General features: G+C 72.9%; 18 protein-coding genes and 1 other RNA gene. 4 read left to right on the top strand and 15 right to left on the bottom strand.

Features of this window, described 5'->3' with window-relative positions; translation table 11 throughout:
• Positions 1–84: 84 nt before the first annotated feature.
• On the bottom strand, positions 85–1,446 hold the full coding sequence (locus tag ACP4IX_RS00285) for a nitrate/nitrite transporter (RefSeq protein ID WP_426516635.1): 1,362 nt from the start codon (positions 1,444–1,446) through the stop codon (positions 85–87).
• A 343-nt stretch (positions 1,447–1,789) separates the two neighbouring features.
• Positions 1,790–2,167, bottom strand: a complete 378-nt coding sequence (locus tag ACP4IX_RS00280; protein ID WP_426554393.1) for a winged helix-turn-helix transcriptional regulator — start codon at positions 2,165–2,167, stop codon at positions 1,790–1,792.
• A 134-nt stretch (positions 2,168–2,301) separates the two neighbouring features.
• Between ACP4IX_RS00280 and ACP4IX_RS00275 the strand changes: the two genes are divergently transcribed.
• Entirely contained in the window at positions 2,302–3,177 is an 876-nt protein-coding gene (locus tag ACP4IX_RS00275; RefSeq protein ID WP_426516631.1) for an NAD(P)-dependent oxidoreductase, read from the top strand.
• Between the two features lie 156 nt (positions 3,178–3,333).
• Here the strand turns inward: ACP4IX_RS00275 and ACP4IX_RS00270 are convergent, their stop codons facing one another.
• From ACP4IX_RS00270 to ACP4IX_RS00255, 4 genes are all read right to left on the bottom strand, one after another.
• Entirely contained in the window at positions 3,334–4,638 is a 1,305-nt protein-coding gene (locus ACP4IX_RS00270; RefSeq protein WP_426554392.1) for an acyltransferase family protein, read from the bottom strand.
• Positions 4,635–6,833, bottom strand: a complete 2,199-nt coding sequence (locus ACP4IX_RS00265; RefSeq protein ID WP_426554391.1) for a polysaccharide deacetylase family protein — start codon at positions 6,831–6,833, stop codon at positions 4,635–4,637. Before ACP4IX_RS00265 ends, ACP4IX_RS00270 begins: the two co-directional genes overlap by 4 nt.
• Entirely contained in the window at positions 6,833–8,050 is a 1,218-nt protein-coding gene (locus ACP4IX_RS00260; RefSeq protein ID WP_426554390.1) for a hypothetical protein, read from the bottom strand. Before ACP4IX_RS00260 ends, ACP4IX_RS00265 begins: the two co-directional genes overlap by 1 nt.
• A 620-nt stretch (positions 8,051–8,670) precedes the next feature.
• Entirely contained in the window at positions 8,671–9,642 is a 972-nt protein-coding gene (locus tag ACP4IX_RS00255) for a LysR family transcriptional regulator (RefSeq protein ID WP_426554388.1), read from the bottom strand.
• An 83-nt stretch (positions 9,643–9,725) separates the two neighbouring features.
• On the opposite strand from ACP4IX_RS00255, the gene ACP4IX_RS00250 reads away from it, so the two are divergent.
• Positions 9,726–11,135 carry an MFS transporter gene (locus ACP4IX_RS00250; RefSeq protein ID WP_426554387.1) on the top strand — a complete coding sequence of 470 codons (1,410 nt, stop codon included), beginning with the start codon at positions 9,726–9,728 and terminating at the stop codon, positions 11,133–11,135.
• 47 nt (positions 11,136–11,182) lie between these two features.
• Here the strand turns inward: ACP4IX_RS00250 and ssrA are convergent.
• From ssrA to ftsE, 5 genes are all read right to left on the bottom strand, one after another.
• Positions 11,183–11,583, bottom strand: a transfer-messenger RNA (tmRNA) gene (ssrA, locus tag ACP4IX_RS00245).
• Positions 11,584–11,709: 126 nt separating this feature from the next.
• Positions 11,710–12,189 carry an SsrA-binding protein SmpB gene (gene smpB, locus ACP4IX_RS00240; RefSeq protein ID WP_426516619.1) on the bottom strand — a complete coding sequence of 160 codons (480 nt, stop codon included), beginning with the start codon at positions 12,187–12,189 and terminating at the stop codon, positions 11,710–11,712.
• 102 nt (positions 12,190–12,291) lie between these two features.
• Complete coding sequence (locus ACP4IX_RS00235) at positions 12,292–13,473, bottom strand: S41 family peptidase (RefSeq protein WP_426516617.1); 1,182 nt, start codon at positions 13,471–13,473, stop codon at positions 12,292–12,294.
• 68 nt (positions 13,474–13,541) lie between these two features.
• Positions 13,542–14,459 (bottom strand): permease-like cell division protein FtsX, encoded by a 918-nt coding sequence (gene ftsX, locus ACP4IX_RS00230; protein ID WP_426516615.1) that lies wholly within the window; start codon positions 14,457–14,459, stop codon positions 13,542–13,544.
• Positions 14,460–14,488: 29 nt separating this feature from the next.
• Entirely contained in the window at positions 14,489–15,178 is a 690-nt protein-coding gene (gene ftsE / locus ACP4IX_RS00225) for a cell division ATP-binding protein FtsE (RefSeq protein WP_053131878.1), read from the bottom strand.
• Positions 15,179–15,431: 253 nt separating this feature from the next.
• Between ftsE and ACP4IX_RS00220 the strand changes: the two genes are divergently transcribed.
• A complete protein-coding gene (locus tag ACP4IX_RS00220; protein WP_426516612.1) occupies positions 15,432–15,623 on the top strand; it encodes a hypothetical protein in 192 nt (63 codons plus the stop codon).
• Between the two features lie 126 nt (positions 15,624–15,749).
• Here ACP4IX_RS00220 and ACP4IX_RS00215 read toward each other — a convergent pair whose 3' ends face one another.
• The 4 genes from ACP4IX_RS00215 to ACP4IX_RS00200 all read right to left on the bottom strand — a co-directional run bounded on the left by ACP4IX_RS00215 (position 15,750) and on the right by ACP4IX_RS00200 (position 21,207).
• Positions 15,750–16,496, bottom strand: a complete 747-nt coding sequence (locus ACP4IX_RS00215) for a hypothetical protein (protein WP_426516610.1) — start codon at positions 16,494–16,496, stop codon at positions 15,750–15,752.
• Between the two features lie 317 nt (positions 16,497–16,813).
• Positions 16,814–17,920: a peptide chain release factor 2 gene (prfB, locus tag ACP4IX_RS00210; protein WP_426516608.1), complete on the bottom strand. Its 1,107-nt coding sequence runs from the start codon at positions 17,918–17,920 to the stop codon at positions 16,814–16,816.
• A 143-nt stretch (positions 17,921–18,063) separates the two neighbouring features.
• Positions 18,064–19,308: a serine/threonine-protein kinase gene (locus ACP4IX_RS00205; RefSeq protein ID WP_426516606.1), complete on the bottom strand. Its 1,245-nt coding sequence runs from the start codon at positions 19,306–19,308 to the stop codon at positions 18,064–18,066.
• 156 nt (positions 19,309–19,464) lie between these two features.
• Positions 19,465–21,207 carry a serine/threonine-protein kinase gene (locus ACP4IX_RS00200; RefSeq protein WP_426554386.1) on the bottom strand — a complete coding sequence of 581 codons (1,743 nt, stop codon included), beginning with the start codon at positions 21,205–21,207 and terminating at the stop codon, positions 19,465–19,467.
• A 462-nt stretch (positions 21,208–21,669) separates the two neighbouring features.
• Here ACP4IX_RS00200 and ACP4IX_RS00195 point away from each other — a divergent pair, with 462 nt between their 5' ends.
• Positions 21,670–25,383, top strand: a complete 3,714-nt coding sequence (locus ACP4IX_RS00195) for an FHA domain-containing protein (protein WP_426554544.1) — start codon at positions 21,670–21,672, stop codon at positions 25,381–25,383.
• Positions 25,384–25,396 lie beyond the last annotated feature (13 nt).

Raw genomic sequence — 25,396 nt, 5'->3', positions numbered from 1 at the left:
CGGTCGTCGTCCTGCCTGCACGGCGACCGAGCCTGTCAACGGTGCGTGACAGGCTCGGTTCCGCTTCATGTCACCAGTGTTACGTCATACCTCGGCGTAACGGGGCCGCGCCTTCGTCCGCGCCGGGCCCGCCGGGCCGGCCGGCGTGCCTGCGGCCGGACGGCGAAGGTATACCGCCCATGTGACGGCGAAGCAGACGGCGTAGAAGGCGAGGAACGCGACGAAGGCGCCGGTGCCGGAGCCGACGGAGAGGAAGGACTGCCGGAAGGCGAGGTTGATGGCGACGCCGCCGAGCGCGCCGACCGCGCCGATCAGCCCCATGGAGGCACCGGAGAGCCGCCGCCCGTACGCCACGGCGTCCTCCCCCGTCAGTCCCTCGGCGAGCGCCTTGTTCTGGAAGATGCCGGGGATCATCTTGAACGTCGAGCCGTTGCCGAGCCCGCTGAGCACGAACAGCGCCACGAACACGGCGACGAACAGCCCGAGGGACTTCGTCATGCTGGCCGCGACGAGTACGGCGGTGGCGGCGGCCATGGCGACGAAGTTCCACAGGGTGATCCGCGCGCCGCCGTACCGGTCGGCGAGCCTGCCGCCCAGCGGCCGGACGAGGGAGCCGAGCAGCGGGCCGATGAAGGTCAGGTAGGCCGCCTGCAGCGGACTGCGCCCGAACTGGGTCTGCAGCACCTGCCCGAAGGCGAAGCTGTACCCGATGAACGACCCGAACGTGCCGACGTACAGCACGGCCATGATCCAGGTGTGGGCGTCCCGGGCGGCGTCCTTGGCGGCCCCGGTGTCGTTCTTCACGGAGGCGAGGTTGTCCATGAAGCGGGCGGCGAGGACGGCGGCGACCAGGATCAGCGGGATGTAGACGCCGAGCAGCACCCGCGGCCCGCCGCCCGCCCCGATGATCGCGAGTGCGGCCAGCTGGATGACCGGCACGCCGATGTTCCCGCCCCCGGCGTTGAGACCGAGCGCCCAGCCCTTCTTCCGGAGCGGGAAGAAGGCGTTGATGTTGGTCATGGAGGAGGCGAAGTTGCCGCCGCCGATGCCGGCCAGCAGCCCGACGAGGAGGAAGGTCGAGAAGGACGTCCCCGGCTCCATCACCGTGAACGCCGCGACGGTCGGCACGAGCAGCAGCCCGGCGGAGACGATCGTCCAGTTCCGCCCGCCGAAGACCGCGACGGCGAAGGTGTAGGGCACCCGCACGACGGCCCCGACGAGCGTCACCACGGACGTCAGCAGGAACTTGTCGGCCGGCGTCAGCCCGTACTCCGGCCCCATGAAGAGCACCAGCACGGACCACAGCGTCCAGACCGAGAACCCGATGTGCTCGGAGAGGACGGAGAAGAACAGGTTCCGCCGGGCGACCCGCTCCCCCGTCTCCTTCCAGAAGGTCTCGTCCTCCGGATCCCAGTGCTGGATCCAGCGGCCGCCAGGGACAGTCATGACGCCTCCACGGTGCTCCGTAGCTCGGTTGCACCGACGGTAGGCAGGGCGCGTTTCGGGCCGGTGGGGCTGTGGATGACCGGAAGGGAACGTTGCTCTCACCCGGCGCGGGAGCGGGGTGAGAGGTCGTCGCCGTCAGCGCCGCGGGGCCTGCGGCGGGGCGTACGGGTCCTGGGGTTGCTGCGGCTGGCCACGCACGGGCCGCCTGAGCCGGGGACGGCGGCTGTGGCGGCTGCAGCGGCTGCGGCTGCGGCTGCGGCTGGGCGTACGCTTCGGCGATCACGGAGTCGCGACGCGCCGTGATCACCGGGAGACCGGTATCCGCGATCCGGTCCGTCCGCTTCTACCGCCGGGCCGTCGCGGCGAGGTCGCCGGAGATCCTTTCGGCCCCGATCCGCCGCATGCGTTCGGTGCCCCATTCTCCCAGGGCGGCCAGGGCCGCGTTGAGTGTGACGCCGTGTTCCGTCAAGGAGTACTCGACCTTCGGAGGCACCTCGGGGTACACCTCACGGCGCACGAGCCCGTCTTCTTCCATTTCCCGCAGATGCTGGATCAGCATCTTCTCGCTGACACCGGGCAGACCGCGGCGAAGCTCGGCGAACCGGCGGGTTCCGTAGTGGTGGAGCTCCCAGAGGATGAGCGACTTCCACTTGCCGGCGACTACGTCCATCGCCGCGTCGATGCCGCAGAAGTAGGGACCTCGTCGCGCTGCGGTTGGCATCCGCCCTCCAAGAGGCACTTACTCACGGGTGAGTACCCAACTAATTAGTCCGTACTGGTCAACCTTACTGGCCGCGGGGAGGATCGAGCCGAAGGACGAAAGCCGAAGGACGAAGCATGAGGGGGAGCACCAGAATGACAACCGACGACAGCGTCCAGGTGACTGTTCTCGGGCTGGGGGCCATGGGCAGCGCTCTCGCGCGTGCCCTGGTGAAGGCCGGCTACGCGACCACGTGCTGGAACCGCTCACCGGGGAAGGCGGACGACCTCGTCGCGCAGGGCGCCAAGGCCGCCGACACGGCCGCCGACGCGGTCCGGGCCGGCCGCGTGGTGATCGCATGCCTGCTGGACCACGCGTCGGTCCGTGAGGTACTCGATCCGCTCTCCGACGAGCTGGCCGGACGCACCCTGGTCAACGTGACGACGACGTCACCCGCTCAGTCACGGGAGTTGGCCGACTGGGCCGCCCAAGCCGGAGTCGCGTATCTGGACGGCGGCATCATGGCCGTACCGGACATGATCGGCCGGCCCGGGGCATCGATCCTCTACAGCGGATCGGCCGATGTCTTCCATCAGTACAGGCCGCTGCTCGACCTGTGGGGAACCAGCACCTACTTCGGTGAGGATGCCGGGCTGGCGTCCCTGTACGACCTCGCCCTGCTCGCGGGCATGTACGTCATGTTCGCCGGATTCATGCACGGCGCCGCCATGGTCACCCCGGCCGGCGTGACGGCGGGCGAGTTCGCCGCGCACGCCGCACCCTGGCTGACCGCCATGACCGGCGCCTTCGAGGGCTTCGCCGCGGTCATCGACGGCGGGGACTACACCGTCGAAGGTCAACAGAGCCTCCGGTTCTCCGACCTCGGTGACATCCTGGCCGCCAGTGCCGACCAGGGCATCGGCACCGAGGTGGTCACCATGGTCCAGCGGCTCATCCAACGTCAGATCGACGCAGGCCGTGGAGAGGAGGGCTTCGCCCGCATCATCGAGAGCATCAGGCAGCCGGGCTGAGAACCCGCGCTGAGGGGCGTGGGCCATGGTCGCCTGATGGACCGGCCGTGTCCGGCTCGGCCGGCAGAAGGCGGTGGAGCCGCGCGAAGACCCCCGGCCTCCTGCCAGGTCACCACGTCGGTCACGCCCGGCCCGGGCCCCCTCGGCAAGATCCCGTCACGAGCGCTTCGCGCCGTTCGGCCACAGCCGTGGCTTCCGCTTCGCCGCGAGGTCCTCGACCCACCCGACCGCGAGGACCATCAGGCCGATGAGCGGCCAGACGAGGGCGAACATCCAGAGGGTGTACGCGCCGTCGAGGGCGTTCATCGCCCGCTCGTTCTGCATGAACGGGAGCCGGTAGGCCAGGTCGATGATCGGGACCGTCGCCATGATCAGCAGGTTGTGCCACAGGTAGATGGTGACCGCGCGGTTGTTGGAGAGGGTGATCAGCTTGTCCCACTTCGCCAGCCGCCCGGGGAGCTCCTGCCACGACGGGGAGTACTGGAGCAGGATCACGACGAAACCGAACGACCAGGTCGCCTGGGCCAGCGGGATGTCGTTGAGGTCCCAGCCGTCGGGGCCCAGGTGGTCGGAGGCCCACCACAGGCCGAAGGCCATCACCAGGGACGCGCAGGACACGGAGATGTACCGCGGGATCTGCTTCAGCAGGCCCTCCTGGTGGGCGAAGCCCAGGACCCAGCAGCCGCCGTAGACCGCGAAGTCGGTGATCGCGAGGCCCGTCTCGCCGGGGATGGTCACCACTCCGGTGCCGACGATCGCCGTCAGGCCGAGCGGCGCGAGCATCGTCGGCCAGGGGGCCTTGCGGAACAGCCACAGCAGCAGCGGGGAGGCGATGACGAACCACAGGTAGGCGCGCAGGTACCAGAGCGGGCCCGCGGCCTGTACCGCCCAGGTGTCCTCCAGCAGGCCGGACGGGGAGCCGACGTGCCACGGGTAGGGCGGGGCGCCGATCGGGACGATGTAGTTGAACAGCTCGACCAGGCCCCAGGCAGCGCCCTCCGGGTCCTCCGTGGGCTTCCAGCCGTTCACGAACATCATCGTCAGCACGACCGCGGCGAACGCCCACATCGGCGGCAGGAGCCGGCGCACGCGCCCGCGGATCACGCCCATCGCCGGACGCTTCAGCGAACGCGCCATCAGCGACCCCGCCAGCGCGAACATCACGCCCATCGACGGGAACAGCACCGACAGCCAGGCCCAGCCGAAGAGGTGGTACACCACGACGCGGACCAGGGCGATGGAGCGCAGCAGGTCCAGGTACCGGTCGCGGCCCGGTTTCCTGGCAGCCGGGGCGGCCGGGGCGGGAGCGGGCTCCGCTGGGGGCGCGGGCGCCGTCGTGCGCTGCCGCGGGACGGGGTACGGCACTCCCGCGGCCCCGTTCGGGTCACCCGCGTACGGGGAGCCGTACGGGCCGGCCGGCTCCGGGTTCGTACCCGTACCGGTCGTGTATCCGTGGGTCATGCCACGGGCCTCCGATCATCGCTGCTCTGCGAAGGCTGCTGCGGCACGGAGCCGCCGGGCGCCCCGACCACGCCGGTGCGCCGGAGCTTCTGCCAGCGCAGCCGGCCGCCGGTGAGCGCGGTGATCCAGGACTGGAGCAGCACCACGTACATGAGCTGGCGGTAGAGGATCTGCTGCAGCGGCAGCGAGATCAGGTGGGTCATGCGTTCACGGTCGAGGCGGAAGGCGTACGCCGCGCAGACCGCCTGGAGGGCCAGGACGCCCAGCCACGCCATGATCGTCTTCTGCGTGGGGCCGAAGACGATGCCATAGAGCAGGAAGACGTCGATCAGCGGGGCCAGCAGCGGGGCCAGGACCATGAAGAGGGAGACGAACGGCAGGCCGACGCGGCCGAAACGGCCCGAGGGGCCCTTGTCGATCAGCGCGCGGCGGTGCTTCCAGATGGCCTGCATGGTGCCGTAGGACCAGCGGTAGCGCTGGGACCACAGCTGCTGGACGGTCTCGGGCGCCTCGGTCCAGGCACGGGCGTTCTCGGCGTAGACCACGCGCCAGCCGGCGCGGTGCAGCGCCATGGTGACGTCGGTGTCCTCGGCGAGGGTGTCGTCGCTCATGCCGCCGATCGGGGCCAGCGCCGAGCGCCGGAAGGCGCCCACGGCACCGGGGATGGTCGGCATGCAGCCGAGGATGTCGTACATCCGGCGGTCCAGGTTGAAGCCCATCACGTACTCGATGTGCTGCCAGGCGCCGATGAGGCTGTCCTTGTTGCCGACCTTCGCGTTGCCGGCCACGGCGCCGACCTTCGGGTCGCCGAAGGGCTGGACGAGTTCGCGGACGGTGGAGGGTTCGAAGACGGTGTCGCCGTCCATCATCACGACGATGTCGTGGCTGGCGTTGGCGAGGCCCCGGTTCAGCGCGGCCGGCTTGCCCGCGTTGAGCTGGCGGATCACCCGGACGCCCGGCAGGCCCATGGCCTCGACGATCCGCGCGGTGCCGTCGGTGGAGCCGTCGTCGATGACGATGACCTCGACCGGGTGGTCGCTGGACATCAGGGAGAGGACGGTGTTCTCGATGCACTTGGCCTCGTTGTACGCCGGGACCAGCACCGTCACCGGTTCGGTCACCGGCGGGCCCCAGCTGAAGCCCTTGCGGCGGACCCGGCGGGCGTGGAAGCCGGAGAGGAGCAGCATCAGCACGAAACGGCCGATGACCAGCGTGCCGATGACCGCCAGGCCCACCACCAGGCCGTCGGTGATCTTCTCCGAGGCCTGGACGAGGAAGATCCATGCCTTGCCCTTCCAGAGTTCGGCGCCGGTCACCGGGGTCATCGCGCTGGGCGCGTCCAGGGCCTCGGTGAGGTTGTCGAACTCGTAGCCCTTCTTCTGCAGGTCGGGCAGGAACCTGTCCAGCGCCGCGACGGTCTGGCTGCGGTCACCGCCCGAGTCGTGCATCAGGACGATGGCGCCCTTGCCGTCCTTGGGCGTGGCGCGGCGGATGATCTCGTCGACGCCGGGCCGCTGCCAGTCCTCGCTGTCGGTGTTGTTGACGACGGTGATGTAGCCGCGGCTGCCGATGTACTCGGTGACGGGCCAGGACTTGTTGTCCATGGCGTCGGCGAAGGAGGAGTACGGCGGGCGGAAGAGCGAGGTGCGGATCCCGGCCGCGCCGGTGATCGCCAGCTGGTTCTGCGACAGCTCCCAGTCGATGCGCTTCTTGGACTGGAAGGAGAGGTCGGGGTGGTTGAACGTGTGCAGGCCGACCTCGTGGCCCTCGTCGACCATGCGCTTGACGAGGTCGGGGTAGCGGGAGGCCATGGTGCCGGTGACGAAGAAGACCCCGTGCGCGTCGTGCTTCTTCAGCACGTCCAGCACCTTCGGCGTCCAGGTCGGGTCCGGGCCGTCGTCGAACGTGAGGACCAGGCGGTGGTCGGGCACGCTCAGGCTCTCGGTGCGGCCGCCGCGGGCGTCGATGACCGGGCCGCCCTCGAGGATCTTCTCCGGCACCTGGTCGGTGGCGGCGGGCGGCTGGACGCGGTGGTCGGCGAGGATCTCGCTGTGCACGTATCCGCGCAGCATGAGCATCGCCGCCAGGGCGACCAGGACGAGCAGCGGAAGCAGCAGACGCAGGGGCAGGCGGCGGCGCCGGGAGCCCTCACGGGCGCTGCGCGCGGCCCCTTGACGGCGGGTGCGGGATGCCATCAGAGGGTGTTCTCCGGGGACAGGGAAGGGGACGTGGAGGTGTGGCCCGGACCGGCGGCGGTGACCTGCCGGTCGGCGGGTCCGGCGGCGGAGAGGGGACCGCTCGCGCCGTTGACGGCCGTACCGTCGGCACCGGGGCCGGTGCCCGTGGTGGGGTCCGGGGGCTGGGTCGGCTCGACCGGGGTTTCGCCGCCGTCCGTCGGCGTCGACGGGTCCGCGGTGCCGGGGGGCGGCACCTGCGTCGACGGCGTCGGGTCCAGGCCCGGGTCCGGGGCGGTCGCGCCGCCGCCCGGCAGCGTGTCGCCCTCGGTCGCCGAGGGCTCGGGGCCGACGCTGATGCCGGGCTCCAGCGCGGTGCCGGACGTGCCGGGCGCGGGGCCGTCGGCACCCGGTGCCGGCGTCGTGCCGGTGCCGGCCGAAGCGCCGGTCCGCGGGGCGGCGCTGCCCGTGCCGGAGGGCTGCGCCGACTGCGAGGGCAGCGGGGTGGTGTCGACCTGGCCGGCCGGCTTGTCCTTCTGCTGGCCCTCCACGGGCAGCCACGGCGCGTTGGAGTTGCCGGACAGCAGCGTGGAGACGATGACGACGGCGTAGACCGCGCAGGCGACGCCGACGGCGATGCCGAGACGGCGGTACAGGCGGCTGCGGCGTCCCGACGCGTCGACGAAGACCGGACCGTCGGAGCTCTCCGGGCCGCTCTCGCGGTCCCCTGCGTCGACCCTGCGGATCACGCCGTCACTGAGCTGGACGGCGTCGAGCTGGACCGTCACCTCGTGCGGGTCGTGGGTGAGGCCGCCGGCGTCGGGGACGGCGCCTGCGCCTGCGTCGGGGACGGCGTCCGGGGTGTCCTGCCAGGGGTCGCGAAGGACGGAGGTGGCGGGGCCGGGCGCGGTCGTGGGGAAGGCGCGGGTCGGGGCGGCCGGGGAGGCCTTGGAGAACTGGGGGGCCGGGGGGGCCTTGGAGAACTGAGTGGCCGAGGTGGCCGAGGTGGCCGAGGTGGCCGAGGGGAGGATGTCCGTCTTGTCGGCGTCCGGGCCGGTGCCGTGCTGGCCGGCGCTGTTCTGGCCGGCGCCGGTCGCGGCGGTCCCGACCGGATCCGTACCCGGCGGGTTCGTACCGGCCGGGTTCGTACCGGCCGGATTCGTACCGGCCGGATTCGTACCGGCCGGATTCGTACCAGCCGGATTCGTCCCGCCCCAGGTTATCCGTCCTGGGATCATCGGTTCGCGGCCTCGGTCCCGGCTCGGGCGTTCTCCGCTCACCGGGTCGCCGTCTATTCGCTGCCGGACTATTCGTGCCCCGGGAACCCCGGTCCCGGCGGCGCCGGCGTTCGTCAAGGGGTCGAGGAGCCGGGTCTCGGTGGCGTCCGGCGACGGCTGGGCCGCGGCGTCACGCGCGCTGTCCGGTCCGGCGGCGCCCGCGCTCCCGAACCACCCTGCCTCGGAACCGGCGGCCCCCGCGGAGTCGCCAGAGGTGCCGGAGTCGCCGGACGGCGTGGGCCGGGCGGGCCGGGCGGGCCGGGAGGACGACGCTCCGGTCGTCGGGGGCTGCCCGGTCACCGGGAAGTCCCTGGTCGCCGGAAACACCTCGGTGACGTCAGCATCCTGTTTCGCCTCTGGGAGATCACGCATTCCGGACACGGCCTCGGCCCCCTCCGGTTGGGCGTTTTTTTGCCATTTCTTCACGCGCACGCACTCCCCCCACGGGCCACTTCGGGGTGCGCGTACGACTCCGAGCACCTGTCGGCCGAACCGAACCCACCAGGTCGGGGCGCCCCCTGTACCACACCGTGCTCAGGCGAAGAATGTAGCGCACGCGGAGGACGCGTGGTTGCCGCGTGTCAGTCGTGAACGGACATCAAGGCGGCGTCGGCTGCCGGAATCCATCCTCCCTCGGGTCTGCGGAGCCAGCCGTTTTCGGCCGCAACCTGGGACGCCGCCCGGCGCAGCGCGCCCAACGCGGGGTGCACCAGCCCCCTTCGCCAGACCAGCGAGACCGGCGACAGCGGTACGGGGTCGACGAGCGGGCGCACCACGGTCGACCCGATGGCCGGAAAGCCCACCACGGCGAGGATCGGGGTGCTCGCCCTGTCCATGAGCCGCTGGAACTCCTCCTCCCCCACCGCCAGCGGAGCGGGTGCCGCCACCTCGATGCCGCGCCCCTCGAACAGGCGGTGCGCCAGGTCCGTCCACTCCGGCGTCCGCGGATTGCCGGCCCCGGCGTACACGGTCTCGCCCTCCAGCGCGGCGAGCGGCACCTCCGTCAGCCGGGCCAGCGGGTGGTCCTCGGGCAGCACCACCGCCATGGGCTCGTAGCGGACCGGTTGCTGGCCGAGGCCCGCCCGCAGCGCCGGGGCGAGGCCGGCGAACCGGCCGAACGACGCGTCGACGCGGCCCGCGAGCAGTTCGGCGGCGGCGCCCGTCAGCCCGCTCTCGTATCGCGCCATCAGCTCCTGCTCGGGCGCGAGTTCGCGGGCCCGTTCCAGGACCAGGCGGCCGGTGACGAGTCCCGGGGAGTTGAGATCGACCAGCAGCGGGCGGGCCTGCCCGAAGGCGGCCAGGAGGTCGTCCTGCGCCTGGAGGACGCGGCGGGCGTACGGCAGCAGCCGCTCGCCGTCGGCCGTCAGGGTCACCTGCCGGGTGGTCCGGACGAACAGCTCGGCGCCCAGCTCCCGTTCCAGGCGCCGCACGTCCCGGCTGAGCGCCTGCTGGGCGACGTACAGGCGGGCGGCGGCGCGGGTGAAGTGCAGTTCGTCGGCGACGGTGACGAAGCCGCGCAGGAGGCGGGGGTCGAGGTGGGCGGGTGTGGGCATCCGGCGAATTTACAACGGGGGTGCGTGAACGGGTGCGGAGAAGGTGTTGGACCCCTCGATCGCCCCCGGGCGACGGTAAGGGCATGCCGCAACCGACCTACGAACGCCCGTCCCCGCAGTCCACCGTCACCGCCGTCACCGCCGTCACCGCCGACACCCTCGTCACCGCCGACTTCCGCCCGCGCACCCGGCGCCGGCCGCCCGGCCCGTACCGGCGGCTCCTGGCCATACCCGGCGCCCGGGCGTTCACGGTCGGGAATCTCATGGCGCGGCTGCCCATGGGCATGTTCAGCGTGAGCGCGGTCGTGATGATCGCGGACACCCGCGGTTCGTACGCCCTCGCGGGTGCCGTCACCGCGACGGGGCTGGCGGCCACGGCGCTGGTCGCCCCGTGGACCGCTCGGCTCGTGGACCGGCACGGCCAGGCCCGGGTGGCCGTGCCCGCCACCCTGGTCGCCGCACTGGGCTCGCTCGCCCTGCTGCTGTGCGTGCGGTACGGCGCGCCCGCCTGGACGCTGTTCGCCGCGTACGCCGCCACCGCGACGACGCCCAACACCGGCGGCATGGCCCGCGCCCGCTGGGCCCACCTGCTGAAGGACGGCGAGGCCGGCACGGGCGCCGGTGGCGACCGCAGTGACCGGAAGGACGGGAAGGACGGGAAGGACGGGCGGGACGGGCGGGACGGGAGGGACAGCAGGGTCGCCGACGCCCTCCACACGGCGAACTCCTTCGAACAGGCCGCAGACGAGCTGTGCTTCATGCTCGGCCCGGTTCTCGCGGCCTTCCTGTGCACGGCGTTGTTCCCGGAGGCGGGCACGCTCGTCGGGGTGGTGCTGCTGGTGAGCGGCATGCTGCTCTTCACCGCCCAGCGTTCGACCGAGCCGCCGGCCCGGCCGCGCCCGACGGCGAAGGCCCCCTTCCGTGTCCCGGGCATCCCGCCGCTGCTGGTCGTGTGCCTGGCGATGGGCGGGGTGTTCGGGGCGATGGAGGTCGTCACGATCGCGTTCGCGGACGCACAGGGACATCGTGCGGCGGCCGGTGTGGTCCTCGCGCTGCAGGCGGCCGGTTCCTGCGCGGCGGGTCTGCTGTACGGCGCGCTGAAGCCGGCCGGGCCGGCCGAGCGCCGCCTGCCGTGGTGTGTCGCGGCGATGACGGCGCTGCTGACGCTGCCGCTGCTCGCGGCGTCCCTCACCGGCTCCCTGCCGCTGCTGGCGCTGACGCTGCTCGTCGCCGGGATGGCGACGGCCCCGACGATGGTCACCACCATGACGCTGGTCCAGCACCGCACCCCGGAGGGCCGCCTGAACGAGGGCATGACCCTCGCGGTGACCGGCCTGCTCGGCGGCATCGCCTGCGGCAGTGCGGCGGGCGGCTGGACGGTGGAGCACGCCTCCCCCACGGCCGCCTACGGCGTACCGGTCACGGCGGCCGCGGTGGCCCTGCTGCTCGCCCTGGCCCCGGCTCGGGGCTCGGCGGGACGGCCGCGGGCATGACGAAGGCCCCGCCGCGCGGAGCGGCGGGGCCTTCGCCCACATGGGAACTGTGGAGATGGCGGGAATCGAACCCGCGTCCAACGGTGCGGAACCAGGGCTTCTCCGTGTGCAGTCCGCTTCGATTTTCTCAGCCCCGGAGATCACGCGGACAAGTCTCCGACGGGCTCAGTCACTGTGTGGTTTCCCTCTTCACCCCGTGACCGGGATCAAGGTTTAGTCCCCTAGCTGATGCCAGGATCCGGGTCGGGAACAGCCCCGGGCTGACACTCCCTTGAGTAGGAGGCTCGCTCTGCTACCTGAGATCAGGCAGCGAGGGCGAAGGCCTGCTGGGAGGAATCGCGCTTGGTGTTGGCGATTATTTTTTTCGGCCTGTGGTTTACGAGATCATGGCCGCTTCCTCGACACGCTTCCCCTGCTTCGACATCCGCTGTCGAAACCGATCATCCCCATGTTGATTTTTCAATCAGCGCACCCGCTCGGGGTGCGTTCACCATCGTACGTGACCAACGCACGCGGGTGCCAGCCTATTCCCCGGGGGCACGTCCGGGGGCGGCCCGGGGTCCGGACCCGGGAGTCAGGCCCGCTGCTTGCGCCGGATCGCCGAGATCGTCCGCTCCGCCTCACGGCGGTCCTGCTTCTCCCTGAGCGTCTGCCGCTTGTCGTACTCCTTCTTGCCGCGCGCCAGCGCGATCTCGATCTTGGCCCGGCCGTCCTTGAAGTACAGCGCCAGGGGCACGATCGTGTGACCGGACTCCTGGGACTTCGACTCGAGCTTGTCGATCTCCACGCGGTGCAGCAGCAGCTTCCGCTTGCGGCGGGCGCTGTGGTTGGTCCAGGTGCCCTGGCTGTACTCCGGCACGTGCACGTTGTGCAGCCACGCCTCGTGCCCGTCCAGCTGCACGAAGCCGTCGGCCAGCGATGCCCGCCCCTGGCGCAGCGACTTCACCTCGGTACCGGACAGGACCAGGCCGGCCTCGTACGTGTCGAGGATCTGGTAGTCGTGCCGCGCCTTCTTGTTCTGCGCGATCAGCTTGCGCCCTTTTTCCTTAGCCATAGTGCAGCCCATTTTGGCACTACGGAGGGGGTCCGCGGGAAGCCGATTAACGGAGGGTGACCCTGCCGCCCCGGTCTGCCGCCCCCGCCTGCCGCCCCGGTCCTACCGCCCTACGCCGCTCAGCACCGTCCGCGCCCGCCCCAGGGCGTCCGGGTCCGCCGGGTCGATCTCCAGGTCGGGCGTGATGCCGGTGCCGTCGACCCCGTGGCCCGAGGGGGTGCGGTAGTGCCCGACGGTCAGCTCGGCCACCGAGCCGCCGGGCAGCCGGCTCGGCATCTGCACCGAGCCCTTGCCGAAGGTGCGGGAGCCCAGGACGACCGCCCGTCCGCGGTCCTGGAGGGCTCCGGTGAGGAGTTCGGCCGCGCTCATCGTGCCGCCGTCGACGAGTGCGACCAGGGGTCTGGTCGTGTCGCCGCCGGGTTCGGCGTGCAGGGCCCGCTGGTCGCCGTCCACGTCGTACGTGGCGACCAGGCCGCCGTCCAGGAAGGCGGAGGCGGCGGTGACGGCCTCGGCGACCAGGCCGCCGGAATTGCCGCGCAGGTCGAGGACGACGCCGGTGCCGGACGGCAGCCGCCGCACGGCGCCGCGCACCTGTTCGCCGACGCCCTTGGTGAACGAGACGACCTTGACGACGGTGACGCCGTCGGCGAGCGTGCGCACGGTCACGGGGTCCGTGGACAGCCGCGCCCGGCGGACGGTCTCGGTCCACGCGCGCGTGCCGCGTTCCAGGCCGAGCCGGACGGTGCTGCCGGCGGGCTCGTCCTCGGCGTCGCCGCGCAGTATGGAGACGACCTCGGTGACGGGGCGCCCGTCGACCCGCTCCCCGTCGACGCTGCGCAGCCGGTCGCCCTCGCGGATCCCTGCGTCGGCGGCGGGCGAGCCGGAGCGCACCCGGGTCACCGCGATGCGGCCGTCGCGCTCGCGGCGCGCGGAGAGCCCGACGCCGGTGTACCGGCCGTCGAGGGCGTCCTCCAACTCCTCGTACTCACCCGGTGAGTAGACGGCCCCCCAACGGTCCCCGCTGCGGCTAACGGCGCGTTCGGCGGCTTCCACGGGGGACTTGCCGTCGGCCATGGCGTCGGCCGCCGCCCGCGCGACGTCCTCGTGCCGGCCGTGCTGGCCGACGGGGACGGCCGGAGGGACCGTGCCCGGCGCGGACACCCGGTCGGCGTCGGGGAGCGAGCCGGTGGCCGCGCCGGTGACGAGCACGCTCGCGAACACCAAGGTCAGGGCGGCCCCGTGGCGTGTGCGACGGGGCTGACAGAACAGGTCACGACCTGACATGCCGGTGAGTCTAGGACAACGCGTAAGGGCCGCACGGTCGCTCGCCCGTGCGGCCCTCTTGGTATGTGTCACACCTTCAGGTACTTGCGCAACGCGAAGAACGCGGCCAACGCGGGCATCAGCAGGCTCGTGGCCAGGATGAGCGGCAGCTTCGTCAGCAGGGCGTCCCAGCCGATGAAGTCGATCAGGGCCAGCTTGTCGGCCAGGGCGAGTCCGTGGTCGATGATGAAGTACCGCGCGGTCACCAGGAAGCCGCAGGCGACCACGCCGCCGATGAGGCCGGCGACCGCCGCCTCCATGATGAACGGCGCCTGGATGTAGAAGCCGGAGGCGCCGACCAGCCGCATGATGCCGGTCTCACGCCGCCGGCTGAACGCCGAGACGCGCACCGTGTTGACGATCAGCATCAGCGCGACGACCAGCATGAGCGCCATCACCGCGCGCGCCGCCCAGTTCATGCCGTTGAGGAGTTCGAAGAGGTTGTCCAGGGTCGCGCGCTGGTCCGCCACGGAGTGCACGCCGTCCCGGCCGTCGAAGGCGGTCGCGATGACCTGGTACTTCTCCGGGTCCTTCAGCTTGATCCGGTACGACTCCTGCATCTGGTCCGGAGTGAGCGAGCTGGCCAGCGGCGAGTCGCCGAACTCGTCCTTGTAGTGCTTGTACGCCTCGTCCTGCGACTCGTACGTCACCTTGTCCACGACCGACAGCTCTTCGAGGTCGGCGAGGATCTGCTTCTTCTGGTCCTCGGTCACCGCGCCCTTGGCACAGGCGGGGTCGGACTTCGCGTCGCTCTTGTTGCAGAGGTAGACCGTGACGTTGACCTTGTCGTACCAGTAGCCCTTCATGGTGTTGACCTGGTCGCTCATCAGCAGCGAACCGCCGAACAGGGCCAGGGACAGCGCGACGGAGACGATGACGGCGAAGGTCATCGTCAGATTGCGGCGAAGACCGACACCGATCTCCGAGAGCACGAACTGGGCGCGCATGGCGTCTCGTTAAGCCTTTCCGTTCCTCGTCAGTGCTGGTAGCCGTAGACGCCGCGTGCCTGGTCGCGGACGAGACGGCCCTTCTCCAGCTCGATGACGCGCTTGCGCATCTGGTCCACGATGTTCTGGTCGTGGGTCGCCATGATCACGGTGGTGCCCGTCCGGTTGATGCGGTCGAGCAGCTTCATGATGCCGACGGAGGTCTGCGGGTCGAGGTTGCCGGTGGGCTCGTCGGCGATCAGCAGTTTGGGCCGGTTGACGAAGGCGCGCGCGATGGCGACGCGCTGCTGCTCACCGCCGGACAGCTCGCCCGGCCTGCGGTCCTCCTTGCCGCCGAGCCCGACGAGGTCGAGCACCTGCGGCACGGACTTGCGGATCTCGCCGCGGGACTTGCCGATGACCTCCTGGGCGAAGGCGACGTTCTCACCGACCGTCTTGTTCGGCAGCAGGCGGAAGTCCTGGAACACCGTCCCCAGCTGGCGCCGCATCTGCGGCACCTTCCAGTTGGACAGGCGTGCGAGGTCCTTGCCCAGAACGTGCACCTGTCCGTGGCTGCACCGCTCCTCGCGGAGGACCAGCCGCAGGAAGGTGGACTTTCCGGAGCCGGAGGACCCCACGAGGAAGACGAACTCGCCCTTCTCGACCTCCAGGGAGACATCCCTGAGGGCTGGGTGGTTTTGTTTGGGGTAGACCTTGGAGACGTTGTCGAATCGGATCACGGATGCACCACGGGTCGCCGGGGGTAGATGTGCGTGACCATACGCGAAGCGGGGAGCGGACCGCAGTCACCGGTCGGGGTTGCGCATCAGTTGCGCGTTTTGTCCTCACCCGGTCCGGCGGCCGGGCCCGCGTCCCGGTCCCGCCCGGGGGAGGGCGCGCGGCGCCCCACGGAACCTGGCACAGTGGAAGGGGGAACGTTCGCGCCGGTGCGGGCGTTGTCCTGACGGAGCCGGTGGCAAGGAGGGCGAGCGCATGACGTACGACCGGTTGGTGTGCGCGAACTGCGCGGCGCCCGTGAGTGAGGGCAGGTGCCCGGTGTGCCGGGCGAACCGCGAGCGGCTGCAGCAGGGGAACTTCCTCGCGGGGCTGAACCCGATGACGCTGGTCGCGCTGCTGGCGGTGCTGATCGCGGCGGTGGCCCTGTTGGCCCACCAGACCGCCTGATACCCGCACGAGGCCCCCGGGGGTCTCGGGACGCGGGTTCGGACCCGGACGGCAGGAGGGGCCCGGAGCATAGTGTGCTCCGGGCCCCTTCGCGCGCGTAAGCGGTGCGTACGCGGGCGACTACCGTCAGGCGGCAGCGCCGCCGCGGCCGTTCACCAGACGCGGCAGGAAGCGGAAGCCGATGCCGCCGGCGATCATCGTGGCGGCGCCGACCAGCAGGAACGTGGTCTGCGCGGCGCCGGTCTCGGCGAGCTCCTCACCACTGCCCTGGGCGGCGGTGTCGGAGACCTGGGCCGCCTCACCGGTGTCGGTCAGGGCCGAGGAACCCTGGTTCTGGGTGACGTTGTTGTTGCTGCCACCGTCGGGGGTGGTGTTGTTGCCCCCGCCGTTACCTCCGTTGCCGCCACCGTTACCCGGCCCCTCGGCGTTACCGCCGCCGTTACCCGGCCCCTCGGTGTTACCGCCGCCGTTACCCGGCCCCTCGGTGTTGCCACCGCCGTTACCCGGCCCCTCGGTGTTGCCACCGCCGTTACCCGGCTCCTCGGTGTTACCGCCGCCGTTACCCGGCTCCTCGGTGTTACCGCCGCCGTTACCCGGCTCCTCGGTGCCACCACCGTTACCCGGCTCCTCGGTGCCACCACCGTTACCCGGCTCCTCGGTGCCACCACCGTTACCCGGCTCCTCGGTGTTGCCACCGCCGTTACCCGGCTCCTCGGTTTCGCCACCCTCCTCGCATTCCGGAGTGACGACGATGTCACAGATGGGATTCTCGTCGTCGGCCTGCGCGACGCCCGTCACCATCAGCGACGCACCCGCGGCGACCACGGCGCCGGCTGCAATGCGTGCGACGCGGATCCGCGTCTTCTTCATCATGTGTGTGCTACCCCCAGTAGCTGATCGTCAGAGAGGCCGCGCTCGGGGCCGTGATCGACGGAGGTAGCTGTACTGAGGTCCCCCGGTTCACATGCGCCCCAGGAATACGCATGCCGCGCCTCACCCTTACGAATGTTCAAAGCGGCGTCAAGGCCATTGCGTACGCGATGTCCAGGTAAGGGATGTATGCCGGACACAATGGGTGTGAGTGTGATGTAAAACCCAGACATCACCGGCGGATTCGGCTAAGACAAAAGGCAACCGCCGCCGGGAGGGCGGCAGTTGCCTTGTCGACAAAACGCTGTTTCGGCTTCGCGTTACTTTTCCTGCTGCTTGCGCCAGCGAATGCCGGCCTCCAGGAAACCGTCGATCTCACCGTTGAACACGGACTCGGGGTTGCCCACTTCGTGCTCCGTGCGCAGGTCCTTGACCATCTGGTACGGGTGCAGCACGTACGAACGCATCTGGTTGCCCCAGGAGTTGCCGCCGTCCCCCTTGAGGGCGTCCATCTTGGCCTGCTCCTCCTGGCGGCGCCGCTCCAGGAGCTTGGCCTGGAGGACGTTCATGGCGGTGGCCTTGTTCTGGATCTGCGAGCGCTCGTTCTGGCAGGAGACCACGATGCCGGTGGGGAGGTGGGTGAGCCGCACCGCGGAGTCGGTGGTGTTGACGCCCTGGCCGCCGGGCCCGGACGAGCGGTACACGTCCACCCGCAGCTCGGACTCGTCGATCTCGATGTGGTCGGTCTGCTCGACCACGGGGAGGATCTCGACGCCCGCGAAGGAGGTCTGGCGGCGCCCCTGGTTGTCGAACGGCGAGATGCGCACCAGGCGGTGCGTGCCCTGCTCGACGGAGAGCGTGCCGTAGGCGTACGGCGCCTGCACGGCGAAGGTCGTCGACTTGATGCCGGCCTCCTCCGCGTACGACGTCTCGTAGACCTCGGTCTTGTAGCCGCGCTGCTCGGCCCAGCGCAGGTACATGCGCTGGAGCTTCTCGGCGAAGTCGGCGGCGTCCACGCCACCGGCCTCGGCGCGGATGTTGACGAGCGCCTCACGGGCGTCGTACTCGCCCGAGAGCAGCGTGCGGACCTCCATCTCGTCCAGCGCCTTCTTCACGGCCGTGAGCTCGGACTCGGCCTCGGCACGGGTGTCCGGGTCGTCCTCCTCCTCGGCCATCTCGAAGAGCACGGCGAGATCGTCGATCCGGCCACGCAGGACCTCGGCCTTCCGCACCTCGGCCTGGAGGTGCGAGAGCTTGCTGGTGATCTTCTGCGCCGCCTCCGGGTCGTCCCACAGGGAGGGCGCGGCCGCCTGCTCCTCGAGCACGGCGATGTCTGCCCTCAGCCTGTCGAGGTCCAGGACGGCCTCGATCGACTCCATGGTCGAGGAGAGGGACTTCAGCTCTTCGGATACATCGACGACTGCCACGCATCCAGCGTAACGGCTCCGCCAACCGGCCTTCGCCGGGTCGGTACGCGTCGGTAGCGGAACGGCGTGCCCGGCGTCACGCCGGACGGCGCCGGGCGCGCGGCGAGGCCGGTGCCGGATACACGGGGAACCCGGCACCGGATTCACGGCGAGGCCGGTGCCGAGTTCCTCGTGTCCTGGGGTCCCGCCCCGCCGTCCTCACCGCTCGTGGCCAGCCACGTACCGGCGCCGATCGCCGCCACCAGGGCGACCGCGCCCGCGCCGACGGCCAGCCGGCGGCGGCGCGCGGTGGCGCGGTTGCGGGCCGAGCCGGGGCGCGGGGCGCCGGACGCGCGCGGGGCGCGGGCGGTACCGCGGGCGCCGCCGGCCAGCTCGTCGGGGGCCGGCACGCGCATGGAGGTGTGCGTGTCCCGGTTGGAGTCGGCCGGCTTCGGCCCCGGCACCAGCGGCACCGCTCCCCTGCGCCGTACCGGCTCCCCGGCGGGCGCGGGGGACGCCTCGGGCTCCTCGGGTGCGTCCTCCTCCTGCTCCGCGCCGGGCTCGTCCACGTCCAGCGGGCCCATCCCGGCCAGCATCGGCAGCAGCTCGCGCAGCCGGGCGCCCAGCTCGGAGGCGCGCAGCCGGGAGGCGGGCGCCTTGGCGAGGCACTGCACGAGAAGCTGCCACAGTTCGTCCGGGATGCCGGGGAGGGGGACGACCGTCTCGGTCACATGGCGGCGCAGCACCGCGCCGGGGTGGCCGCCGCCGAACGGGGTGAAGCCCGCCAGCAGCTCGTACAGCACCGTGGCCAGCGCGTAGATGTCCACCGCCGCGCGCGGGGGCAGGCCCTCGACGATCTCCGGGGCCAGGTAGTCCGGCGTGCCGATGATCTTCGTGGCGCGGGTGCGCCGCGGGGTGTCGATGAGTTTGGCCACCCCGAAGTCCGTCAGCAGGGCCGGGTGCGAGCCGCCGGGGCCGAGCGGGCCGCGCATGTCGAGCAGCACGTTCTCGGGCTTGACGTCGCGGTGCACGACCCCGGCGGCGTGCGCGGCGGCCAGGCCGTCGGCGACGTCGGCGACGATGGCCACCGCGGCCTCGGGCGCCAGGCGCCGCTCCCGGTCGAGGCGGGTGCGCAGATCCGTCCCGCGGATCAGGTCCATGACCAGCGCGAGGTCGTTGCCGTCGACCACCAGGTCGCGCACGGAGACGACGTGCGGGTGCTCCAGGCCGAGCAGGGCGGTGCGCTCCTGCACGAAGCGCGAGACGAGTTCCTGGTCCGACGCCAGGTCCTCGCGCAGCAGCTTGATCGCGACGGGCCCCTCGGGACCCTCGCCCAGCCACACCGTGCCGGCGCTGCCCCGCCCGAGGATCTGGTGGGCGGTGTACCGGCTGCCGATCTTCCGTGCCAAGACTGCTCCTACCGACGCGTGTTGCGCTTAAAAGTACGCGTCCGGGGAGCCGGCCTTCACAGGGGAGGCGGAAATCACCCGCTGGGTGTCGACAAATCTCCAGACTCGCCGTCGGAGGCCGTCCCGGAATCGGGCGGAGCGCGGTCCGCCGTCGGCTCAGTTGCCGGTCGAGGACCCGCCGCCCGAGCCGCTGTCGCCGCCCAGTTCCCCGATCCAGTCGGTCGCGGTGGTGAACCAGTCGGTGAGCTGCTCCCAGTAGCCCTTGCCCGTGCCGATCCAGTCCTGCAGCGGGCTCAGCTCCCAGATCAGCCACCCGGCCACGAACAGGATGACGATCGTGACCAGGCACCCCTTGAGGCAGCCGAGCCCGGGGATGCGCATGGGGTTGGCGCTGCGCTGCCGCGGCGGCCTGGGCTCACGCCGGGGCGGCTGGGGCTCGGGCGCGGGCGGCGGGGCGTAGCGCTGCGGCTGGGGCCGGGGCGGCTGGGGCTGCGGGGGCTGCGGGGGCTGCGGAGTGGCGTAGCGCTGGGGCTGTTGCTGCTGCTGCTGCTGCTGCGGGTAGCCGTAGCCGGGCTGCTGGGGCGGCGGGCCCTGCGGGGGCTGGTGGGGCTGCTGCGGGCGGGAGACCTGCCGCTGGGGGCGGCGGCGCAGCGGGTCCTCGTTCGGGTCGAGGTACTGGACCTGCGTCTGCTCGTTGCGGTCGCGGGCGGCGCGCAGCTGGTTCTGCCACGGGTGCGGGTCCTCGGGCCCACCGGGCTGCCCCTGCCCCGGCCCGCCCGGCTGCCCCGGCGGCACCGGGGGCATGACGGCGGTCGGGTCGGCCGCGCCGCGGTTCGGGAGTACGGCGGTGGGGTCGGCGGCGCCCGCCGTGCTGCCGGCGTGCGGCAGGACGCTGGTCGCGCCGTTCGGGTCGTGGGCGCCGGGCGGGTTCTGCGGCAGGACCTGCGTCGGGTCGGCGGCCCCGGGGGCGCCCGGGACCTGTGCGGGCGCCGGGTCGGGCGCGAGCAGCGCGCCCACGCTCTCGGCGGCGCCGATCTGCGCGCTGTTCGCGTGCACGCCGATGCCCTCGGCGACGACGCGCAGGCCGCGGGCGAGGTTCTCGGCGCTGGGGCGGTCGTCGGGGTTCTTGCGCAGGCAGCGCTCGATGACCGTCCACAGCGGGTCGGGGACGGTCGAGGGGCGGCGCGGTTCGGCGCTCAGGTGCTGGTGCAGTACCTCCAGGGCGGAGCCTCCGCCGAACGGGGGCCGGCCGGTGACCAGCTCGTACAGCAGGATGCCGGCGCCGTAGACGTCGACGGCGGAGGTCTGCGGGCGGCCCTCGGCGGACTCCGGCGCCACGTACGCGGGCGTGCCGACGAACTCGTGGGTGCGGGTGAGGCCGGGCGAGTCGGCGAGGCGGGCGATGCCGAAGTCGGTGAGCATCGGGTGCATCTCGCCGCCGTCCTGCTTCAGCAGCACGTTGGCCGGCTTCAGGTCGCGGTGGACGACACCGTCCGCGTGGCTGGCGCCGAGGGCGTCGGCGATCTGCGCGGTGAGCAGGGCGGCGGCCACCGGGCTGAACGGCCCGTTCTCGCGCAGGTAGCGGTGCAGGTCCGGACCGTCGACGAGGTCCATGACGAGCGCCAGCAGCTCACCCTCGACGACCAGGTCGCGGACCCGGACGATGTTGGGGTGGGTCAGCCGCAGCAGGACGGAGCGCTCCCGCAGGAAGCGCATCACGATGTCGGGGTCGCTCGCGAGCTCCTCCTTGAGGACCTTGATCGCGACGGTCTCGCCGGGCTGCCCGGCCACGGCCGCCTCGGCGCCCGCGGTCTCCCGCTGGCGGGCGCGCCAGACGGTGCCCGTGGCACCGCGACCGAGGGGCTCCTCGAGGAGGTACTTGCTGCCTACCGGCCGCACGTCATGCGCTCCCTGTTGCTCGCTGACTTTTCCGCCCCACTGTAGTGCCGCGCTGCGGGCACCGGGCTGTCGTCGTCCTGTGGTTCCCATTGGTCCGCCGGTGCGCCTTACGTTCCGCTTCCGCGCACGTTCCGCTTCCGGCGCACGTTCCGCTTCCGGCGGGTTCGGGGGGAAGACGCGCGACCCGGTCCGTTGGTTGCCGGGCCCGGACGTGACCGATCTCAAGTGGACGCCGTTCGATCACCGCCGTGACACCTGTCGGGCATTTTTGCGGGCAGAGCCGACCAATCAAGATCATTTGACGGCGGGCGACGGGCGCGTTGTCCGTGGCAGGTGCGAGGATGCGTGCAGTACTGGCCGACGTGCTCGTGTGGCGGTGGGGGAAGTCCGCGGTGGGGGACCGTGGTGAACAACTTCTGTCCCCGGCGCGCGGGCGCCCGCGCGAAGGGACCGCTGACGGCGATGCAGATCCGGCTGACCGTCGTAGACCCGCTGGGCCCGCATGCTTCGGTGGGGGGCCGCGCCGCGAGCTGCGACGTGCTGGTCACCGCGCCGGCCGGCACGGCCCTGGCCGCGGTCGCCTCCGCGCTGGCCGCCGCGCTCCCCGGCGGTGAGGCTCCGGGCTCCGGCCAGGTGGTGCTCCACGCCGGCGCGCAGCGGCTCGACGCCCAGCGCAGCACCCTGGGCGAGCCCCCGCTGACCGACGGCGCCGTGCTCTGCCTGGGCGCCCCGGGCGAGCCCGACCCGCACGCCGAACCGGCCGACGTCCCGGCCCAGCTCCACGTCGTCGCCGGCCCCGACGCGGGCGGCGTCCACCTGCTGCACGGCGGCCAGGTCCGGCTCGGCCGCTCCGCCGACGCCGACGTCGCGCTCGACGACCCGGACGTCTCCAGGACGCACTGCGCCGTGACCGTCGCCCCCGACGGCCGCGTCTCGGTCGCCGACCTCGGCTCCACCAACGGCACCACCCTGGACGGCACCCGCGTGGGCAGCCGCCCGGTCCGCTTCGCGCCGGGGTCGCTGCTGCGGATCGGCGAGTCGGCCCTGCGGCTCGTGCCGGTCCCCCGGGGTGCGGTGGCGCGGGTGGCGACGACACCGGACGGGGAGGGGCACGTACGGCTGTCCGGTGCGGCGGCGTCCCCGTCGCCGGGCGCCGGCAGGGCCGCCGCCGGGGACGAGGTGGCGCACGCGCGCGTGGCCGACGGGGAGGGGGACCGCGCCGGCACGGGCGGTGAGCCGGGCCGTCCCGCACGCGCGGGCGGTCCCACGGACGGCACCGGCCGCCCGGCACGGGGCACGGGCAGTGCCCCGCGGACGGAACGGGCGGAACGGACGGCCGGGGAGGCGGACGGCCCCCCGCGCGGGTCCGGCACCGGGACGGCCCGGACCGGCGGGGCCGGGCCCGCGGACCGGAACCGCCCGGCCGGGCTCACACACCACGCCCACGGCACCGCCGCGGCCCGGCCCGACCCGCACCAGGTCCCCGGACAGGGCGGCGCACCGCGCATCGAGAGCCACGGCACGGGCCCCACGGCGGGCGTCCCCCGGCCGGCCCCGGCAGGAGACGCGACGCACGGAGGCGCTTCCGGCGCGACCACCTACGGCGCGGGGGCGTACCGAGCGGGCACACCCGACGCCGGCGCGTATGCGGCGGGCGCCCACGGACGGGACGCCTTCGAGGCGGCTCCCTCCGGTGCCTTCGGTGAGGCCCCCGGCGCCCCCGGTCCGGACGGCGGCACCGGGCGCAAGGGCACGCCCCTGCGCGGCACCGACGTCCCCCCGGGCGTGCGCAGGCGCGGCGGCCTCGGCGCGTGGGCGCGGCGGCTGGCCGGAGGCCGCGGCGGCCCCCAGGACACCGTCGGGTCCGGTGCGTACGCGTACGACGAGGAGCCCGCCGGACCGGCGCCGACGGCCCCGGCCGGCGTCCCCCGCGCGCCGGAGACCTGGCCGGACCCCGCCTCGCTGCTGCTGACGGCGCTCGGACCGGGGCCGCGGCTGTGGGAGCGCGGCCCGGGCCACCCGGAGGCGCTCACCGTGCGGCTCGGCACGGCCGACCGGGTGGCGCCCGGCGGCGACGTGCCGCTGCCCGCGGTCCCGGTGACCGCCGGACTGCGCGAGGTCGGGGCGCTCGGGCTGGCCGGGCCGCGCGCGCGGCTCGCCGGGCTGGCCCGGTCGGTGCTCGCCCAGCTCGCCGCGCTGCACTCCGCGGACGTCCTGGAGATCGTCCTGGTCAGCGCGGACCGCTCCCGTCCGCTCGCCGAGCGGGTCGCGGAGTGGTCGTGGCTGGGCTGGCTGCCGCAGCTGCGCCCGGGACACGGCCAGGACTGCCGCCTGCTGCTGGCCTACGACCGCGAGCAGGCCGCCGCCCGCGCGGGCGAACTCCTGCGCCGCCTGGAGGACCACCTGACGGACGCCCGGACCGGAGCACGGCGGCCGGCCCCCGCCGGCACGATCCCGGCCCAGCCGACGGCTCCCGCGCAGGACGTACGGCAGGACCCGCGGCAGGCCGCGACCACGGCCGGTACCCGGCAGCCCTCCTGGGCGCGGGCCGACGACGGGACCGACCCGGCCGGCGGCTTCGCCGGGCCGTACACCGTGGTCGTCGTCGACGGGGACCCCGGCGGTGCCGACGTGCGCGAGGCGGTGGCGCGGCTGGCCCTGGAGGGCCCGCGGGCCGGCATCCACGTCCTGTGCCTCGCCGAGACGGCCGCCGCCTCCCCGACGTCCCCGGTGACGGAGACGTACGAGGCCGCCTGCGCGGTGTCGTCGGTGTTCCGGGAGTGCGGTGCCGTGGCGCTGCTCAGCGGCGACGTGGCAACGGCCCTGCGCCTGCTGCGCGTCGCGCGCACCGGCACCTCCCAGGGCGCTCCGGACGCCTCCGCCGGCCCGGTCGGGCACGGCACCCTCGGCACGGTCGACGCCGTCTCCCTCGCCTGGGCCGAGCGGTTCGCGCGCGCCCTCGCCCCGCTGCGCACCGACGGCACGGTCGGCGACCGGCACGCCCGCGTGTCCGCGCCGCTGCCCCAGGCGGCCCGGCTCCTCGACGAGCTGGGCCTCGCCCGGGCCACCCCGGCCTCCCTGATGGCCCGGTGGGCCGACGCCGCCGACGACACGGAGGTCCCCGGCGGACGCGCCCAGGCCGTGCTGGGCGCCGGACCTCGCGGCCCGGTCACGGTCGACCTCGCCGCCGAGGGACCGCACCTGCTGATCGAGGGCCCGCCCGGCAGCGGCCGCACCGAGCTGCTGCGGGCGCTCGTCGCCTCGCTCGCCTCCGCCGAACGCCCCGACCGCCTCGGCATCGTCCTGATGGACGGCCGGGACAGCGTCGGCTCGGGCGGCGGCGGGCACGGGGAGGGACTGCGCGTCTGTACGGACGTACCCCATGTCACCACCCACCTCACCGCCAACGACCCCGTTCGCATGCGGGAGTTCGCGCAGTCCCTGAGCGCCGAGCTGAAGCGGCGCGCCGAGCTGCTCGGGCGGGCGGACTTCACCGAGTGGCACACCGGGCGCGAGGTGTCGGGCCGGATGGTCGCCCAGCGCACGGCCGCGGGCGCGCCCGGCCCCGCGGCGATATCCGATTCCGGGGACGTCGAGTCACCTCCCAGTTCCACGCTGCGGCTGCGACCGGGCGCGGTCCGGCGCCGGGCGGGGGCGGCGCCCCCGCTCCCCCGCCTCGTCGTGGTCGTGGACGACCTCGACGCCCTGGTCACTCCCCCGCTCGGCTCCCCCGGACGGCCCGCGGCGGGGTCGGTGATGCGGGCACTGGAATCGGTCGCGCGGGAGGGCGAGCGGCTGGGCGTGCACCTGGTGGCCGCCACCGCGCCCGGCGGCCGTACGGCCCAGACGGAACCCGCGCTCCGCGCCACCCTGCGCGTCGCGCTCGACGCTCCGTCGCCCGGCCCGGACGAACCCGTGCCGGGGCGTGGTCGGCTGGCCGGCCCGGACGGACGGGCCGTGCCGTTCCAGGGCGGCCGGGTCACGGGCCGCATCCCGCGCACGGCGACCCTGCGGCCCACGGTGGTCCCCCTGGAGTGGCACCGCATGGGCGACCCGCCCGCCCAGCGGCCGGTGCGCGAGCTGGGGAACGGGCCGACGGACCTGGCGTTGCTGGCCAGCGCGTTGGAGCGGGCGGCGCGGCAGGTCGCGGCGTCGGAGGTGCCGTCGCTGCTGTGACCGGGGCGTGTCA

The organism is Streptomyces sp. WG5 (assembly GCF_049974565.1).
Lineage (GTDB): Bacteria > Actinomycetota > Actinomycetes > Streptomycetales > Streptomycetaceae > Streptomyces.
Note: the sequence above shows the minus strand (reverse complement) of the source record. Positions and strands in the feature narration are given on the sequence as shown.